Origin of the sequence: Colwellia sp. 20A7 (assembly GCF_009832865.1) — a bacterium.
Lineage (GTDB): Bacteria > Pseudomonadota > Gammaproteobacteria > Enterobacterales > Alteromonadaceae > Colwellia.
Genome location: NZ_CP047130.1, coordinates 3,757,422 through 3,773,322 on the forward strand (window position 1 = coordinate 3,757,422; position 15,901 = coordinate 3,773,322).

Genomic DNA, 15,901 nt, shown 5'->3' on the forward strand with positions numbered 1-15,901 from the left:
AATATTTCCTTAAATTACCACTTATAAACAAGTCTTGTTATTAATGCTTCAACTAATAAAGTCAAAGAGTCAAAGAATCTAACATCAACAGCAACCTGTTTTAAATCAGGTGATAGGGCAGAAGTAGCATTGTTAACAATAGAGGTTAAATCAATCATATCTAGGAAAGACAGAGCTACCGAATGAGCAAAAGATAATGACTCAAAGTGAATTTTAAAATATAAATAGACTACATATGTATATAACCAAACAAAAAAACTGTTAATAGTTTCTGGTATGGTATCGGTAATAAAAAACCATATATCTTGAAAGAAAGTTAAAGAATCATTAAAAAAACCTGAAATACCAGTTGATGCAAATGTAGGAAAAGAAACCAATAGAATTAGTAGAATGAATATTTTCAAAGTTTAATACCTCCTAAAACAATTGTTAAAGCAGTAAGGGAAGCTAAAAAATAGATAACGTTACCAATACCACCAAAAAAATCTGAAAACCTCGAAATAGAAATATTGTGAGTACCCCATTTGCCGAGGTCTAACTGATTAGCGCTATAACCAGCACCAGCCGTTGCATTAAATGAAAACTTTGATTTGACATCGGTAAAGAATCGCTCCTGTTGTGACTTTATTTCAGCTTTTACGGTTTCTATAGAAGTTTCATAATCTGAAGAATCATTAAAGAGATCATTATAAGAAGATAATTCTGAGCCTAAACCAGAGTTAGGCGCATTGCTTGTACCTGTAATAGAACCGTTTAAATTATTTATTGCTGAAACAACAGCATCAGTATCTACATTTTCACCATCAATACCGTCAGAACCAGCAATACCGTCAGTACCAGCAGAACCAGCAATACCGACAGAGCCTTTTTCGCCTTTTAGGCCATCTTGGCCGTCAATTCCGTCTTCCCCCTTTAAACCGTCTTGACCGTCAATACCATTATTACCATCAATTCCATCTTGACCATCAATTCCATCTTGACCATCAATTCCATCAATTCCATCAATTCCATCAATTCCATCAATTCCATCATTACCAGTTAAAGATACTAATTGTTCAGGTGTAAAATCTGCAAATTTAAAGTCTTCACCGTCTTTTACTTGTACGGTTCTTTCTCCATCTGGACAAGAATAGATAGTTGTATTTGTTACTTCATCAACACTAGTAATAAAGCAATTCTCAGCCTTTAATTGTGCATTTAATTCTTGTTTTATCAATAATTCTGATACAGTTTGATTACCGCTAGGACATGAAATAGTAACTACTCCACTTGCTTTATTCACAGTGCACTCAACTGCATCTTTACCATCAATGCCATCCAAACCATCACGACCATCATAACCAATCTGACCATCGAGGCCGTTTTTACCATCCTCACCTTTTAAAGAGTCTAATTGTTCAGATGTAAAATCATCAAATTCAAAATTTTCACCATCAAGACCATTTTTAATTGTTTGGGCTTTAGAATAATCGCCCCCACAAATTATAGTAGAACCAGCTGAAGATTCTTCGACTACACAGCTATTACCATCCATGCCATCTATACCATCAATACCATCTTCCCCACTTTGACCTCTCATGCCTCTTTCGCCACGAATAGCAGAATAAACAATAGCTTCATCAGGTAGCTGTTCAAAATTATCCTCATACCTAATATCAGGACATGCAAAAGTCCAATTCGCCACATCAGTAAAAACATACTCTGTAACATAGCCATCAGTACAAGCAGTGCCAGCATAAGTCAAACAAGAGGCTCTAGAATTACAAGTTAGCCCACACATAATCCCGTAATCATCACCAATATAGCAATCATCAGTAAGTTCGAATTCAATATATTTTGTATAAAGAGCTGTACCCTCAAGTGAATGATAAGTAGCATAAAGTCTATCGCGACTATTGATGTAAAAAGTGCCAGTTAAAACACGGTCAGGCATAGGAGCAAAAAGGGCTGTACATGAAACAAAATCATTGCATGTTGTACCAGAAAGAGTATCCCAAGTTGTACGATCAACTGTGAGAACAGAATAAGAAGGCGAAGAATACAAAATAATAAAAAAAATAAAAGTTAAAAATTTCATAAGTAAACTCAATAAAAGGGGTTATTAAACCCCTAATTGTGTTCTAAGATGCCCTTATACCAGATGTAAAACCCTCTACCATGCAGAAGTAAAGAGTACAGGCTAAAAGGATGCTAATAACCATTAATTAACGGTTAAACCAACCAAGCATTTTACCTACACCAAAACCAAGAATTGCAATTGCAATTACACCAGCAATAACAGCAGTAACATTGCCTGTACCATCAGTAACAGCAGTAGCAATATCAGCAGTATAATCAGCAGCAGTAACAGCAGTTGAAGAGCCAGCAGCTAAAGTAACAACAGCAACTAATTGGTTTTTCTTATTCATAATAAATTTTTTCATGTTTTGTACCTTAATTTAAAAAATTATTTACCAAGCCAACGAACAACGCGACCAGTAAAGTGTGAAGTTAAGAAAGCCAATATTAAAGCCAACTCAACAATTGCAAAAACCTCTAAATCAAACGCAAAAAGCAAATTCAAAGTTTCTTGCATTTGTTGTAATGAACCAGATTTTAAATTATCAAAATCAACCTGAGACATTAAAACAAATTCTGTACAGTCAGTTTCCGCAACAATCTTTATATAGCCAGAGCCATCATTAATCGCGCAAAATGACATAATTATTTAGCGCTCAAACATTCGTCAAAATGCTTTTTAACCGCAGGGTCAACAGGTGTTATTTTTGAAATTTCATTCTCAAAAGTATCTGTATTGAAACCAACGACAAGGTCATACTCTTTGTTTGAAACAAAAGCACCTGTATCGATAAGTGTATGAGCATATTTAGCGTTAATGCTTAATGACTGCTTACCAAATGGTGTTTCTGTCGATTGGCCTACAGCTTTACGCTTAAACTTTGGTGCATCTACGTTTTCAAGTGGATAAAGCATGAGTAATAACGCTGATTCTGCATTAGGGTTTTTACTTTCAGGAAAGCTAGTAATTTGTAGACCGCATAAAATTATTTTGTTAGACATGTTGAACCTCTGTAACTTGATTAATTAATTGTTGATAGGTAGGAGGGATGCCAAGCTTCCCCCCCGTTTCTTCGGGCAAAATTAAACCCATTGTTTTTGATATGTCACCTTCGAAAATCTCCAATACATCGCCTAATGCTTTACCAGCAGAACGGCGAACGTGTCGAATACGAGAGGCAACATCAAGACAAACTTCTTTCGCTTTGCTCATTGCTTTAGTTCTAATGCCTTTATCTAAATCAACAGAGGCAGCAAAAGGACATAGGCCAGCAAACGTAGCACCTAGATTAAGTAAACAATCCACAGTCCATTTTTTTAATTCAGCCTCTGAGCGATACCAAGAAAAGTTATCTTGTTTAATACCTTGTTCTAATTTCTTGTTATAGATTCGCCAGTAAACAATTGACTTTCTAGAGCCAACACAAATCATTTCTTGCTCATAAATCTTATTCATATCATTATCATAAGTGTATTTATGATTAGGGTTGATTACGGGTGTTTTACCGCGATTAGACGTTCTAAACCAACCGTCTATATAAGCTTTTTCTGCATAGTCACAATCGAAATTGTCGTCAAAATCATCAAACGCTAAATCAATACGACTTAACTTAGTGACAGTAAAAACTTTGGATAACCAGTGATGCAAAATAAATGGTGAAGTGTGGCTAAACAATGATTTACAGCCCGTACCTGAAATTTGAAAATAAACAGTACTCCCTTGACCACCTAGGCCTATGAAACCAACTTCTACACCGTTAGCCCGTAAAGTCATAGAGTCTTTATAACCATGTAAGCCGCGACCACGCATAGGTGACATTTCAAAACCTAAAACCTCATTAACCCAGACTTTTAAAGTTTTTTCGTAAAAATCAGTCATTAATTTAGAAACTTTTTCTTTATAAGCTTCATATTCATCAAGACCAACAGCCTGACCGGATTTAATAACAGGTGGCTTTGGATAAATGCCATTACGTTTTATACGTTTAATTATGGGAACATCCTTGTTAGTGAAAAACGATTTTTTACTACCAATAACTAGATCAGTATGTAAATTTGCAGCACCAGCTTTCCGGCAATAACGCAGCTCTGAAATAGGAAAAGCGAAAGCTAAGTGATCAATCTTGATAGCATCAGATTTTTCATGAGCCATTAAAGTTTCAGCAGTTTTGGTATAAACGTCCTTTTTACTTCCAACTTTCATTAGAGTATTCCCGCCACTAAAGAAAATTTTGTTGCTTTATTAACTGCCTTAGTTTTTACGCCTTTGTCTAAATAAAACGATGCTGCAAAGGGGCATATATCAGCAAAGGTGGCCACTAAATCAAGTAATGAATCAACTGAAAGTTTTTTTAATTCAACCTCAGAGCGATACCAATAAAAGTTATCTCGCTTAATACCTTGCTGTAATTTTTTGTTATAAATACGCCAATGGATAATTGATTTACGAGACCCGACCAGAATCATTTCTTGTCTGTACTCTTTTTTTAATTCAGTGTCAGATGAGTATTTATTCTTGGAACTTATTTCAGGATAACGGCCATGACTAGAGGTTCTGAACAAGCCATTTTTATGGGCTTTTACTGCATAGTTACAATCGAAATCCCCGTCAAAATTATCAATAGCTAAATCAATACGGCTTAACTTACTGACGGTCAAAGTTTTAGATAACCAATGGTGTAATACACTAGGTGTTATATGGCTAAACAAATGCTTACAGCCCTTATCAGATATTTGAAAGAAAATTGTATCTCTTTGACCACCTAGACAAATAAGTCCCATAACTTCGCCATTCGAACTCAAGGTCATAGAGTCTTTATAGCCATAACAACCACGGCCACGCGTAGGTGACATTTCAAATCCTAAAACATCATTTACCCAAAATTTCAGTGCTTTTTTACATAAGTCTGTGATTAATTCAGCTTGTAAATCAATAATACTTTCTTTAGGAAAGTTACTAAGTGCTGATATAGGAAATGAGAAAGCTAAAAAAGTAATGTTGACAGTATCTGATTTTTGAATGGGCATTAACTTTTGAGTAGTTTGGTTAAATTCTTCATTTTTTATATTAGATTTCATTAGATTTTCCCCTGCTGTACTAAAAGTGGATAATTGCTATTAGTAATTTCAATTAATTCTGAACTGTAAAATTCAGATGAAGCCCAAACATTGAATAAATACAAGGAGCTAAAAAAGTCATAATGACGTTTTCCGTTAAAGTCATATGTGACATTTACGCCCATTATTGGGTCGCTCTCGTAGTAAATATCAACTTTCATATCAATTAAGCCGTGTGTACTGATTGCCACTCTTTCGAGGCAATTTGATATTGTTGGTCAATATAATTGGCCAAATCTTCTACTTTTATAAATACAGGTGAGCGCTCTGAGTTAGCCAGTCTAAAAGTAGGAACAGGGAAGTCTTGACCTTTTATTTTTTGCATAGCTGTTTTGACCGTAATACCAAAAAATTCTTGGCAAACGTCTTTCAGATTAATTATTGGCGTTTCAAAACGCGCCAAAAGTGCAAAATTTGTATTCAAAACGTCTCCTCCTGAGATAAACTAAAACACTAAACACATTAATAATGTGCTAAAGAAATACTATTTATGTCAATTTGAGTGTAAAATTACCAAAAAGTAATAAACAAACCATAATAATAACAAAGCAACACAATAAGTAACCATTCAGATATTAAACGCACAAACAGTTACTTTCAAGTTATTTTTGTGTGTTATAGAGGATTTAAAATTATGACCATGATTTCTAAAGATATTTTTTTACGTTTAATGGATACCTGTAATGTAAAAACACTTAAAGAGTTATCAAATAAATACGGATACAAAGATAATTGGGCAACTACCACCAGAAAACGTGAGGGAATACCATTTGATATTTGCGTTCAAGTAGCAGAAGAAAATAATGTAACGATGGATTATTTATTGTTTGGAAAGGAAAATGACGATGCACAAAAAAACCTTGAGCAATTAAGAGACTCGATAACTGACAGTATTTACGAATTGATTGATAGTGGGGCAATTACAAAGAATGAAAAGATAGGTCTTTCATTTATTACAGAAAAAATAATGCTGAAGCTTAAGGCAAATTAGTTAATAAAATAATTTAAACCTCTTTTTGAGTAAAACTTAAGATTATGGAACCTTTTTAGAAAATATAAAAATTATAAGGTAGTTCCTATAATGTTCCATAAGAGCAGCAATCCCAGTAAAGATAACCATATCAGTCCAATCGAGCATTGGGGCGACGGAGAGTTTATGTGAAATCATATTATTAGAAGTGAAACCTATAAAAAAGACATGAATTAACCATTAAAATTAATGGCTGATATATGCGTGGATTATACGAATTTTAAGCGGACTTAACAAAAGAAATAACAAAAGAAATAACAAAAGAAATAACAAAAGAAATAACAAAAGAAATAACAAAAGAAATAACAAGAATATATTATGTGTATTTTTACCAGATGAAATTTTTAAATTAGATACTATCACTCGATAAAATAGCTAATAGCTAATAGCTACCTATATAAAACGTTTAATTAAATTTGTGTTAGCTTTATTATAACTAATTACAACAAATTAAAGCGATCGTTATAGTCTAATAATAATTGCTGTTGTTTTATTATCACCGTATCAATAGTAGGAGTAACACCTTGTTTATATTGTTCCTCAAACCAGTCCAAAAGTTCAACTCTGACTTGGTACCCTTCATCGAGACACAAGCCTACATTATTCATCATAATTTTCGGCGCACCCAAGCTAGCTCCTGAATACCAACTACACTCTGTATAGCCTTTATCATGTAGCCAACTAGTTAACTGCCAACTATAAATTAGCCAAACAATTAAAAACATAGGGAAACAAGCAATTATTACAAAAAGCCCCATCTTTTGTTTCTGCGCTAAAACCCTATTCTTAAGCCTACAAAAAATCCCCCAGATCAAAATACACAAAGCTGGCATCATAACAATGAGTGGAATTACAGCTGTACGTATTTTTAACAAAACACTCTGCTCGTTAACACGCTCAAGCATAGCTATTTCATCAAAAAGAGTATAAAAATAACCAATGATACTAAGCGTTAACACTACAATAAAAAAAATGGCTTGATTGGGGCTTATTGATGTATTTATGTAACTTTTCAATACTCACTCCTTGATTACTCATTACCTTATTAAAAAAGTAAAGTTAGATATAAATACTTGAAGCTATAGTTAACACTTCAAAGTAATTTACAGCCTTTACATTTTGATGTTTAAAAAATCAATTAATCACCAGGCCCTATTTCAATATTATGCCTAACAATTTAATTATACTATTAAATTCTAAAGAGAAATTAAAAAGCTAATTTATAATTTCATCAAGGGATAACTAAAAGTACAACTTATTTTCTTAAACAGGCTACCTTTGACATTCATCGGATTACAAATATTTTCATTAATGCTGCATGATAAAATTATTTCTACATAAGTTACATACAAAAGGATATGGTAGTCTGATGACAAAAAAGTTAATCTGAACCTCAGTAAAAAAAATTATAATAAGTAGGTATTCAGTTGAATAAGATCTCAGATAAAAACCTTAAAACCATTGGGTATACGTTAGCAGCGTTAATCGCCTTTGCTGCGAATTCAGTTTTAGGGCGAATGGCTTTAAAAGATAGCGCTATTGATGCCTCAAGCTTTACAGCAATTCGCCTAGTATCTGGTGCGATCATGTTATTCGTTTTATTTACTTTATTGAATTTAAAATCAAAAAAACAAAATGATAGACAGAATAAGAAGGGAGGTAGCTGGAAAGCTGCTCTAATGTTATTTACATACGCCATAACTTTTTCATTTGCCTATGTTTCTTTGGATACAGGCACTGGCGCTTTAGTATTATTTGGTGCGGTTCAGCTTACCATGATAATTGCGAGTATCGTCTCAGGCAGTAAATTACACAAAACCGAATGGATCGGCATAATCATTTCTTTTTCTGGTTTAGCCTATTTAATTTATCCAACAGTCACAACACCTAGCGTATTTGGCTTTGTGTTAATGGGAGTATCAGGTATTGCTTGGGCAATATATACACTAACCGGTCGAGGCTCAATTACCCCACTAAAAGATACTTCAGTTAACTTTAGCTACACTATTCCGTTTGTTTTATTACTAGCACTGGCAATGTACCCTCATATACAAATTTCTACTGAAGGTATTATTTTAGCAGTATTGTCTGGTGCAGTTGCGTCAGCATTAGGTTACACACTTTGGTATATTGCTTTAGCAGGTTTATCGGCTACAGAAGCCGCAGTAGTACAATTATCTGTGCCTGTTATTGCGTCGATTGGTGGTGTTATCTTTTTATCTGAATCCGTAACTATGCGGTTAATTATTGCTTGCGCCCTCGTTTTAGGTGGCATAGCAACGGTCATTATTGGTAGAAATAAAGCTTAATGAAAATTCTGTAAAACGTATTCAATAAATAACCTTACTCTTAGTGGCATATTGTTTCTGTCGCGATAAAGCATAGAGAACGCCCGGTCTTTACTTTGCCACTGGGGGAGTATGCGTTTTATTTCACCCGTTTCAATTAAAGGTACGGCTAAATAGTCAGGTAAATAACTAATGCCTAATCCAGCTTTAACTGCATGTGTCACCATTTGAATTTCATCTACTTCTAAACGGACAGATTGGTTTGGATGATAATCAAATTCTTCATCTGTTTCTTGATTTTCTAATCGCCATGGCACCAAAGGAAAACTGAGGATAGTGGCGTGATTAGATAACTGCTCAGGATGCGTAATATCATCAGAAAAGTAGTCAGCATGAGCACATAAAATATTATGGGTATATTTAAGTGGTCTCACAATCCAGTTTTCAAGCGCAGGGTTACCCATTCTAAAAGCGACATCAATGCCCTGTTCTTCTATATCAATTAGCTTGTTTGAAAAACGTAAGTCCAATTGAATTTCTGGGTTTTTCTGCAAGAAGTCATAAAAAATTGGTCGTAAGAATTGTGTACCTGAATAGATAGGTGCTGTGACCCTAATTTTACCTTTGGCTTGATGCTTATCTTTATGCAGATCGTTATCAATATCATCGAGTTCATCAAACAATGCATTAGAGCGTAAGAAGTATTGTTCGCCGGTATGCGTTAACGTTACACGGTGTGCATCTCGGTTTAATAGCCTTAACTGCAAATCGGATTCTAGTTGTCTTATTCGACGACTTAGCGTTGATAACGGCATGTTTAGGTTAATTGCTGCACCTTTAAAACTAGCTAGTTTTGCTACAGCACAAAAACAGCGTAAATCATCAAGAGAATAATTAGCTTTCATTACGACCTATTACCATTACCTTTATTACTACATTAATTTTTTTGCTAAAACTATTATCTAAAACTATTATTTAAAATTATTAGCTAGCCTAAAAAACTGATGACATGAATTAACCCATTTTTAGGTATCTGATCCCGATATAGCCTCAATATTCACAATTTCACTACGGTTTAAAGTAATTTTAAATCGCTGGATATTCTCACCGTCATGATCGACATTACGAAGAATAAGGTTAATTTGATATCGACGTTCAACGGCTTGGCTTGATATTTTTTGTCCTTCTAAATTATATAAGCGACCAGCCCCTTTTTTCAAAAAACGAACAAATGGAGTTAAATTAAAAAACACTTGCTGTTGGATTTCATCAAAGCCGGGCAAAAACTCTTTAGAAAGTACTTTATTATCACACCGAAAATGTAGCAAACGTGCCGCTTGTTTATTTTGTTGTCGACGCTGTTGGAATAACTCGTTTACTCCTTTAGGTAGGTCTTTGGTATTGATATATTCTAGCCATAATATCTGGCTTAAAATGCGTTTTTGATTAACACTATGACGAAATAAATTTTGCCACTTGGGCCGTCCTTTTTGAATTTTACGCCAAATTAAACTGGTTACATCTTCCTTAAAAGTTTCTCGTAAGCCATAAATAACTCCTAAAAAGGTAATTAAGGCAACGGTTACTTCAGTAAAACTTGAACGAGCATTAAGTACTAACACCATAACAAACGCCATAATCACAGCAGTAACAGTACCTCTAACTAAACGTTTTAAATGTAAATCTAAGTAACGCGTTTTCTTTTGAAATACGACACCATATTCAATTAAACGCTGCAACAATCTCATTTTATTAGTAATACGATTAGGATCATCAAGTGTTACTTGAGAATTATATTTGCATTCAATACGGTAAGTGTTTTCTCCTCGACAAAAAGCGAGTAAGAACTCTCGTTCAGTCGTAAAATCACTGCTTTTGGGGCCTTTGGATAATAACTTTAGGAATGACTGTTCAATATGCCAACTTAAGTAGTTATCAGCATTTTCAAAAAATGAACTTAATTTAGTATCTGATGGTGTATAGCGACGTAGTTTTTTCACTAGGCCAGCTATTTGGTCTGCTAATTCTATAGCCGCAGGATAGAACTCTTCGGCAGTTTTTAATTTCAAGGTTTGCTTTATGTCGGTATCAAGCGCTATTTTTAACTGATAAGAGTATAAATTTAGGTTTAAACGATAGTCACTTTGGTCATCATCTTCGCCTTCAAAGCGCTGACTAATAAAGCGACTTCGCACTAAAGGAAGATGCACTTTATCTGAATGATAAGCACTAAGGCTTGAAATATTGCTATAAAAATAATCTTCAGCGTTTAAGGTGCTTGGACTTATCCCCATTTCAACAGGTAATGAAAAATAAAGATCAATACGCTGTAACGCCTGTGGCGACAACTGATGACTTATTTTAATAGATAAATTCTCATCTTGAGATAGTTTAATTTTCTTCACGCTTAAATACTTCTATTGGTAATAAGATAACTAAAATTTTATTCCTTCTATTTAAATCATACTAACCTTAATACTTCAGATAAAGCAAAGGCTTAATTCAAAACTTAGATTTTAATAAATATATTATGTTGATAAAGCTTTAACGACACGAACCAAAATAAAATCACATGCGACAATGCAAACAAAAATGACGCTAATGTGGGTTCAGCAATAAGTTTATATTGTTCATATAACCAACGATATAAACTACTATCTCCAACAGGTATAATTAAATAAGTCGTTACAAATACAAATGACAATACATAAACAAATAAAGGGTTTGTGCCATATACAAGTAATGGTGACACTAATTTTTTATGACCTTTGATATCAATCAACCAAATAAATAGCGCCAATAGAAGGCATGCAAACCCGGTAGTATAGATAACGTATGAACTGGTCCATAATGGCTTATTAATAGGAAGTACGATACTCCACAAAGCGCCGAGTACTATGGCAAGACTACCGATAATAATAAGTTTAATAACACTCGATTTTTTCTCTTTAATACTGATTAAATAACGCGTTAGTTCAAACCCTAACAACATATTTACTACCGCAGGAATAGTGCTAAGCAGTCCTTCCGGATCAAAACTGACGCCACGCATCGTATACATATGATTAGCACCTAAGGTAGCTAAATCGAACTGGCGAATGATATTGCCTTCTAACGTTAATCCTGTTTCTCCTACGCTTACCAATAAGCCCCAGTAGGCAAGTAAAATAATTCCTGAAATAATAAAAATACCACGTCGATTTAATAGTAGTACTAAACTTGCTGCAATCACATACGCTATGCCAATCCGTTGTAATACCCCCATGATCCGTAGATCTTCAAACGCCGTATCAAAAGGAATTACATTTAACATAAAACCAATGAAAAACATGATAAAACCACGTTTAACGATCTTTAAGAACTGTTCAGGGTTAGCAGTAAAGTTACTCTTTTTAAAAGAAAAGAACATCGCTGAACCAATGATAAACAGGAAAAAAGGAAAAACTAAATCTGTAGGCGTTGCACCATGCCAGTTTGCATGTAAAAGAGGAGCATAAACATGCCCCCAAGTTCCTGGCGTGTTCACTAAAATCATTAAAGCAATCGTTATACCTCTAAAGGCATCAAGAGCAAGATATCGAGTCATAAATCAAATCCAAAGGTCGTTAAAAATAAAAAACTTGCGCAAAATGACAACGCTATCATTTTACTAATGTAAATGATCCATATTGTTTTGGCTAATTAAAATCGATTCTAATTTTAGTGCTCTTGAACACTCTACATCGTACTTTTTACGTTCATTAGCAATACTCCAAAGTAGATTTACCTTGAACCAATCAAAAATTATCAATTACAAAAAATGGTTACTATTTCTGCTGAATAGCCAATTAAGGTAAATAAATAGTGCCGTTTGATTTACATTTGTTTCAGAAGTGTGCAAAATCAATATATTGCAAATAACCAAGGCGTGAAAGCTACATGAGAGTAGAGTTTATTAACCCATTTTTATCATCAATGCTTAATGTAATGTCAACAATGGCCCACATGGAGTTAATTCCAGAAAAGCCGAAGTTAAAAAAAGGTGAAACCTCCATGGGTGATGTATCAGGATTAATAGGTATGATCAGTCCTGAAGCCAAAGGCTCTCTATCTATTACATTTGATGCTCCTTTGGCACTAGCAACAATGAAAGGGATGGTTGGTGAAGCACCCGATGAGATAAACGACGAAATAACAGATTTAGTGGGTGAAATCACTAATATGGTTACCGGTGGCGCGAAGCGTTTACTTAGTGAAAAAGGCTTTGAATTTGATATGGCAACGCCCATTGTTGTTTCTGGAAAAAACCATAGCATCCATCATAAATCCAAAGGACCTATTGTAGTTATTGCTTTACGAGGTGAACTTGGTAAAGCCTACATAGAATTTTCTTTTGATGAATAAGTAGCTGGTTATTTACTACTCTTTTCCTGACAAATAGTTATTATTTTCTCATTGTATTGGCGCATAAAAATCATCTCTTTTTTACGCGCTAATCTCTGCTCTTCTGAGGTAATAACATCCCCCGTGTTCGCATTATATTTTTTCCCACATAAGGCAATCATTGCTTGATAATCCTTAGGGGGTACCCCTGGAATATTGATACTTCTTGTTGACGTTGTAAGTAAACGATAATCTTTATTTTCTATCGCTAATGCTAGCGCTTTATTTAACCTTCCTTGATCAGTATTTTCAATTGTGCGCTCTTGTATCTGACTACCTTCCTTATTACTTTCTTGCATAGTTTCGTTTAAGTTTGTATCTGTTGTTGCAGTGTTATCAATGATAGCTTGATTTGTACAGCCAGCACAAAGCCCTATGGATAGAATTAAGGTAATAAATTTCACTTGTTATAGCTCCTTTTTTTGACGCCACAGTAACGTAAAAGTTAATAATATAAATAATGACCAATACATACTACCAGATGACTTCTTATCGGTAGTGACTGGTTCAGGGATAGGCTTTGCTTCAACAGTAAGATTAACTACCTGTGAGGAAGTACTCACATTATCTTTATTAATAATAACAGACACTAAAAGTTCACCAGAAAAATCACTATTAGGCGTAACCGTTTGCTCTAAGAAAGTATAATTATCACCTCCCTGAATTGTTATTGAATCTGCTGCTTCACATGCATAAGTAAATAATGCATTGGTTAATTCAATGCTCTCGCCTTGAACAAGCGATATAGACTGCTGACTAGTAATCTCAATATCCTTAGCACTCAGGGCTTTATTAATACTAAAGGTCCCATTATTAATAGCATAAAAAATATTATCACTACAAACAAGTTTAACGCGAGCCTCTACGGTATTAAGGTCATGCGGACAAAAACGCTCTATTGATAAAGTAGCATTACCGTTATTCGTTATATTATTAGCGAGCTCAATATCAAAGCTTTCACCATTATTCTTAGAAAGTAAAACATCAACCGCAGTACAACTAACGGGTAAGGTATTAGTCCCAGCAATCTGCCAGCTTATATTACTATCCCTTTCTGTCCATACATCCCCTGCTAAAGGAGTATTCAGAGAAAAGGCTTCTCCTGAGTCAACTACCGTAAGTTTGGCCTCATCAAAACTAACACCGCCTTTTTGATCAAAAACCATCAAACGAAAGTTAAGGTCTCTGTTTGTTGTTGGCAATGATTCGCCAATAGTATTAGTGTTCGTAAGCACGTCAGATAACTGTGGAAAATATCGAGTAGTATTATTATTTGGTAGAAAAGCACGGAATAAGGGGCGTATTCCATCGTCAACTTGCTCTGCAAGCGAAGCGCTCTTTTCCCCTAAATCAAATTGTTGCCAGCTATAACTTAATTCATCACCATCCACATCCGTTGCAGTGCCTGATAATTTAAATGGTGTACGAGCTGGAATAGTATAGTCCAAACCAGCGTCAACAATAGCGGCATTATTACTATCAGTAGCAGCAATGCCACAGTTATCACCAATGCTACTCTCTAAATATGAATGAATTTGATCGATTGACCTTGTATGAAAAAATGCATCAGAATGCGACTGTAAATTTTGATCATCACAAATTCCAGCATAGGACATAATGGTTGAGCCGCTGCCCACTTCATAAGCAGACTGCGATACACGATTTCCTAAACAAGCCCCAGCAGTACCATTAAAACTATGTTCTGCCCCAAATTGATGACCTATCTCATGAGCAACATAGTCGATATAAAAGGCATCGTTGGTAGGAGCAAAATCACCAGTAACGCCATCACCTTTATATACGGGATGACAAACAGCACCAAGCACAGCTAAACCACCACCATCAGTATTAAGTACATGACCTATATCATAATTATCAGTGCCGATAATACTATTAATAATACCTGTATTTAATCCCCCATCCTCACTGTCATTATTAAACGGGTCTGTTTCTGCATCGGTAAAAATTAATAAATCGTTGTTTTCTACTAACTCTAATTTTATCGCTAAATCATGTTGATAAATTTGATTTAACCGGTTAACTAAAGTGATAATTTCAGCCATAGTGCTGTCAACGGTACCACCATTAAATTCGGTATATTCTGCCGCTGCAGATATAGCAATACGATACGTTGTTAATACACTTTCCGTGTCGATAGCATCTTCTTCTTTATTCACTTTATTTCGTAATAAGTTTTCCAAAGCAGTAGATAACTGCGTAATATTTTTTGGCTGATGAAAGGTAAGTGCTTTTTTATCTTTTGTTCGGCTGTTTTCTTTAAAGTAACTTGTATATTTAGTGTTGGTCGTATTAAAAACGCGTTTCATTTTTAAAGGTGAAACGTTTGCTGAGGTTATTGCTGATGATTTACTTTTTGCTAAAGACTGATCTGATTTCACTTCAATATAAGTATTTTCAGGCTCAACGAAAACACGCTCTCCGTTATAATAAAACATGCCATGAAAGCCATTAGGCGTAGTATCAAATCGACCGGTATTATTTGTGTTATCAACAGATACTCCCGAAAATGTTCTAATATTAGGATATTTTTTAGCAAGTCCCTCAGACATGACACTTTCTGATGTTAATTCAAAATTAACGAGTGATCCGTTTGGTAATGGCAAAGCTATCACTATCGTTTTTTCACTGCTAAATAAAGCGGTTTGTAGTTCAGGTGTATTGAGCGTTAATAAGCCTGAAGTAGTATCTTGATGAAAAATTCGTTTAGCTTTCACTGTAAGTTCTTGAGCATAAATCGATACTGAAAATACACTTTGTGTACATAATGCTAATACGCACCCAAAAGTAACCTTTTTCAATGATTTTGCTTTTTTCTGTAAATTCATACTGGCCACTCGATAGTAAAATAGTTATTTTTCATCAAAAGATATTATTAGTTGGAAAAGAATACGACGAGATTTCATCTTCTTGCCACTGTGGCTTAATTAACGCTTGATATAATTAATTAAGATTTTAACCTATTAGC

The 15,901-nt window shown here is 34.5% G+C and carries 17 protein-coding genes; 3 read left to right on the plus strand and 14 right to left on the minus strand.

What is annotated here, in order from left to right:
* Positions 1 to 14 precede the first annotated feature (14 nt).
* The 8 genes from GQS55_RS16125 to GQS55_RS16160 form a co-directional block, all read right to left on the minus strand.
* Positions 15 to 404, minus strand: a complete 390-nt coding sequence (locus tag GQS55_RS16125; RefSeq protein WP_159821463.1) for a hypothetical protein — start codon at positions 402 to 404, stop codon at positions 15 to 17.
* Positions 401 to 2,077 (minus strand): collagen-like protein, encoded by a 1,677-nt coding sequence (locus tag GQS55_RS20090; protein WP_159821464.1) that lies wholly within the window; start codon positions 2,075 to 2,077, stop codon positions 401 to 403. The genes GQS55_RS16125 and GQS55_RS20090 overlap by 4 nt, the downstream gene beginning before the upstream one ends.
* A gap of 127 nt (positions 2,078 to 2,204) precedes the next feature.
* Entirely contained in the window at positions 2,205 to 2,423 is a 219-nt protein-coding gene (locus GQS55_RS16135) for a hypothetical protein (RefSeq protein ID WP_159821465.1), read from the minus strand.
* 23 nt (positions 2,424 to 2,446) lie between these two features.
* Entirely contained in the window at positions 2,447 to 2,701 is a 255-nt protein-coding gene (locus tag GQS55_RS16140; protein WP_159821466.1) for a hypothetical protein, read from the minus strand.
* A gap of 2 nt (positions 2,702 to 2,703) precedes the next feature.
* Positions 2,704 to 3,060: a DUF1293 family protein gene (locus tag GQS55_RS16145; protein ID WP_159821467.1), complete on the minus strand. Its 357-nt coding sequence runs from the start codon at positions 3,058 to 3,060 to the stop codon at positions 2,704 to 2,706.
* Complete coding sequence (locus tag GQS55_RS16150; protein WP_159821468.1) at positions 3,053 to 4,261, minus strand: replication initiation factor domain-containing protein; 1,209 nt, start codon at positions 4,259 to 4,261, stop codon at positions 3,053 to 3,055. Before GQS55_RS16150 ends, GQS55_RS16145 begins: the two co-directional genes overlap by 8 nt.
* Positions 4,261 to 5,136 (minus strand): replication initiation factor domain-containing protein, encoded by an 876-nt coding sequence (locus tag GQS55_RS16155; RefSeq protein WP_159821469.1) that lies wholly within the window; start codon positions 5,134 to 5,136, stop codon positions 4,261 to 4,263. Before GQS55_RS16155 ends, GQS55_RS16150 begins: the two co-directional genes overlap by 1 nt.
* A 205-nt stretch (positions 5,137 to 5,341) precedes the next feature.
* Entirely contained in the window at positions 5,342 to 5,599 is a 258-nt protein-coding gene (locus GQS55_RS16160; protein WP_159821470.1) for a pyocin activator PrtN family protein, read from the minus strand.
* Positions 5,600 to 5,809: 210 nt separating this feature from the next.
* Here GQS55_RS16160 and GQS55_RS16165 point away from each other — a divergent pair, with 210 nt between their 5' ends.
* Complete coding sequence (locus GQS55_RS16165; RefSeq protein WP_159821471.1) at positions 5,810 to 6,166, plus strand: helix-turn-helix domain-containing protein; 357 nt, start codon at positions 5,810 to 5,812, stop codon at positions 6,164 to 6,166.
* Positions 6,167 to 6,645: 479 nt separating this feature from the next.
* Here the strand turns inward: GQS55_RS16165 and GQS55_RS16170 are convergent, their stop codons facing one another.
* Positions 6,646 to 7,221: a hypothetical protein gene (locus GQS55_RS16170; RefSeq protein WP_159821472.1), complete on the minus strand. Its 576-nt coding sequence runs from the start codon at positions 7,219 to 7,221 to the stop codon at positions 6,646 to 6,648.
* A 411-nt stretch (positions 7,222 to 7,632) separates the two neighbouring features.
* On the opposite strand from GQS55_RS16170, the gene GQS55_RS16175 reads away from it, so the two are divergent.
* Positions 7,633 to 8,514: a DMT family transporter gene (locus GQS55_RS16175; RefSeq protein ID WP_159821473.1), complete on the plus strand. Its 882-nt coding sequence runs from the start codon at positions 7,633 to 7,635 to the stop codon at positions 8,512 to 8,514.
* Here the strand turns inward: GQS55_RS16175 and GQS55_RS16180 are convergent.
* From GQS55_RS16180 to GQS55_RS16190, 3 genes are all read right to left on the minus strand, one after another.
* On the minus strand, positions 8,511 to 9,398 hold the full coding sequence (locus GQS55_RS16180) for a LysR family transcriptional regulator (protein WP_159821474.1): 888 nt from the start codon (positions 9,396 to 9,398) through the stop codon (positions 8,511 to 8,513). The two genes, GQS55_RS16175 and GQS55_RS16180, sit on opposite strands and share 4 nt — an antisense overlap.
* A gap of 120 nt (positions 9,399 to 9,518) precedes the next feature.
* A complete protein-coding gene (locus GQS55_RS16185; RefSeq protein ID WP_159821475.1) occupies positions 9,519 to 10,898 on the minus strand; it encodes a hypothetical protein in 1,380 nt (459 codons plus the stop codon).
* Positions 10,899 to 11,002: 104 nt separating this feature from the next.
* Positions 11,003 to 12,079: an acyltransferase family protein gene (locus GQS55_RS16190; protein ID WP_159821476.1), complete on the minus strand. Its 1,077-nt coding sequence runs from the start codon at positions 12,077 to 12,079 to the stop codon at positions 11,003 to 11,005.
* Between the two features lie 332 nt (positions 12,080 to 12,411).
* On the opposite strand from GQS55_RS16190, the gene GQS55_RS16195 reads away from it, so the two are divergent.
* On the plus strand, positions 12,412 to 12,876 hold the full coding sequence (locus GQS55_RS16195; RefSeq protein WP_159821477.1) for a chemotaxis protein CheX: 465 nt from the start codon (positions 12,412 to 12,414) through the stop codon (positions 12,874 to 12,876).
* A gap of 8 nt (positions 12,877 to 12,884) precedes the next feature.
* Here the strand turns inward: GQS55_RS16195 and GQS55_RS16200 are convergent, their stop codons facing one another.
* Positions 12,885 to 13,319, minus strand: coding sequence for a hypothetical protein (locus GQS55_RS16200; RefSeq protein WP_159821478.1), 435 nt, complete (start codon positions 13,317 to 13,319; stop codon positions 12,885 to 12,887).
* Between the two features lie 3 nt (positions 13,320 to 13,322).
* On the minus strand, positions 13,323 to 15,761 hold the full coding sequence (locus tag GQS55_RS16205; protein WP_159821479.1) for a reprolysin-like metallopeptidase: 2,439 nt from the start codon (positions 15,759 to 15,761) through the stop codon (positions 13,323 to 13,325).
* Positions 15,762 to 15,901: the final 140 nt, after the last annotated feature.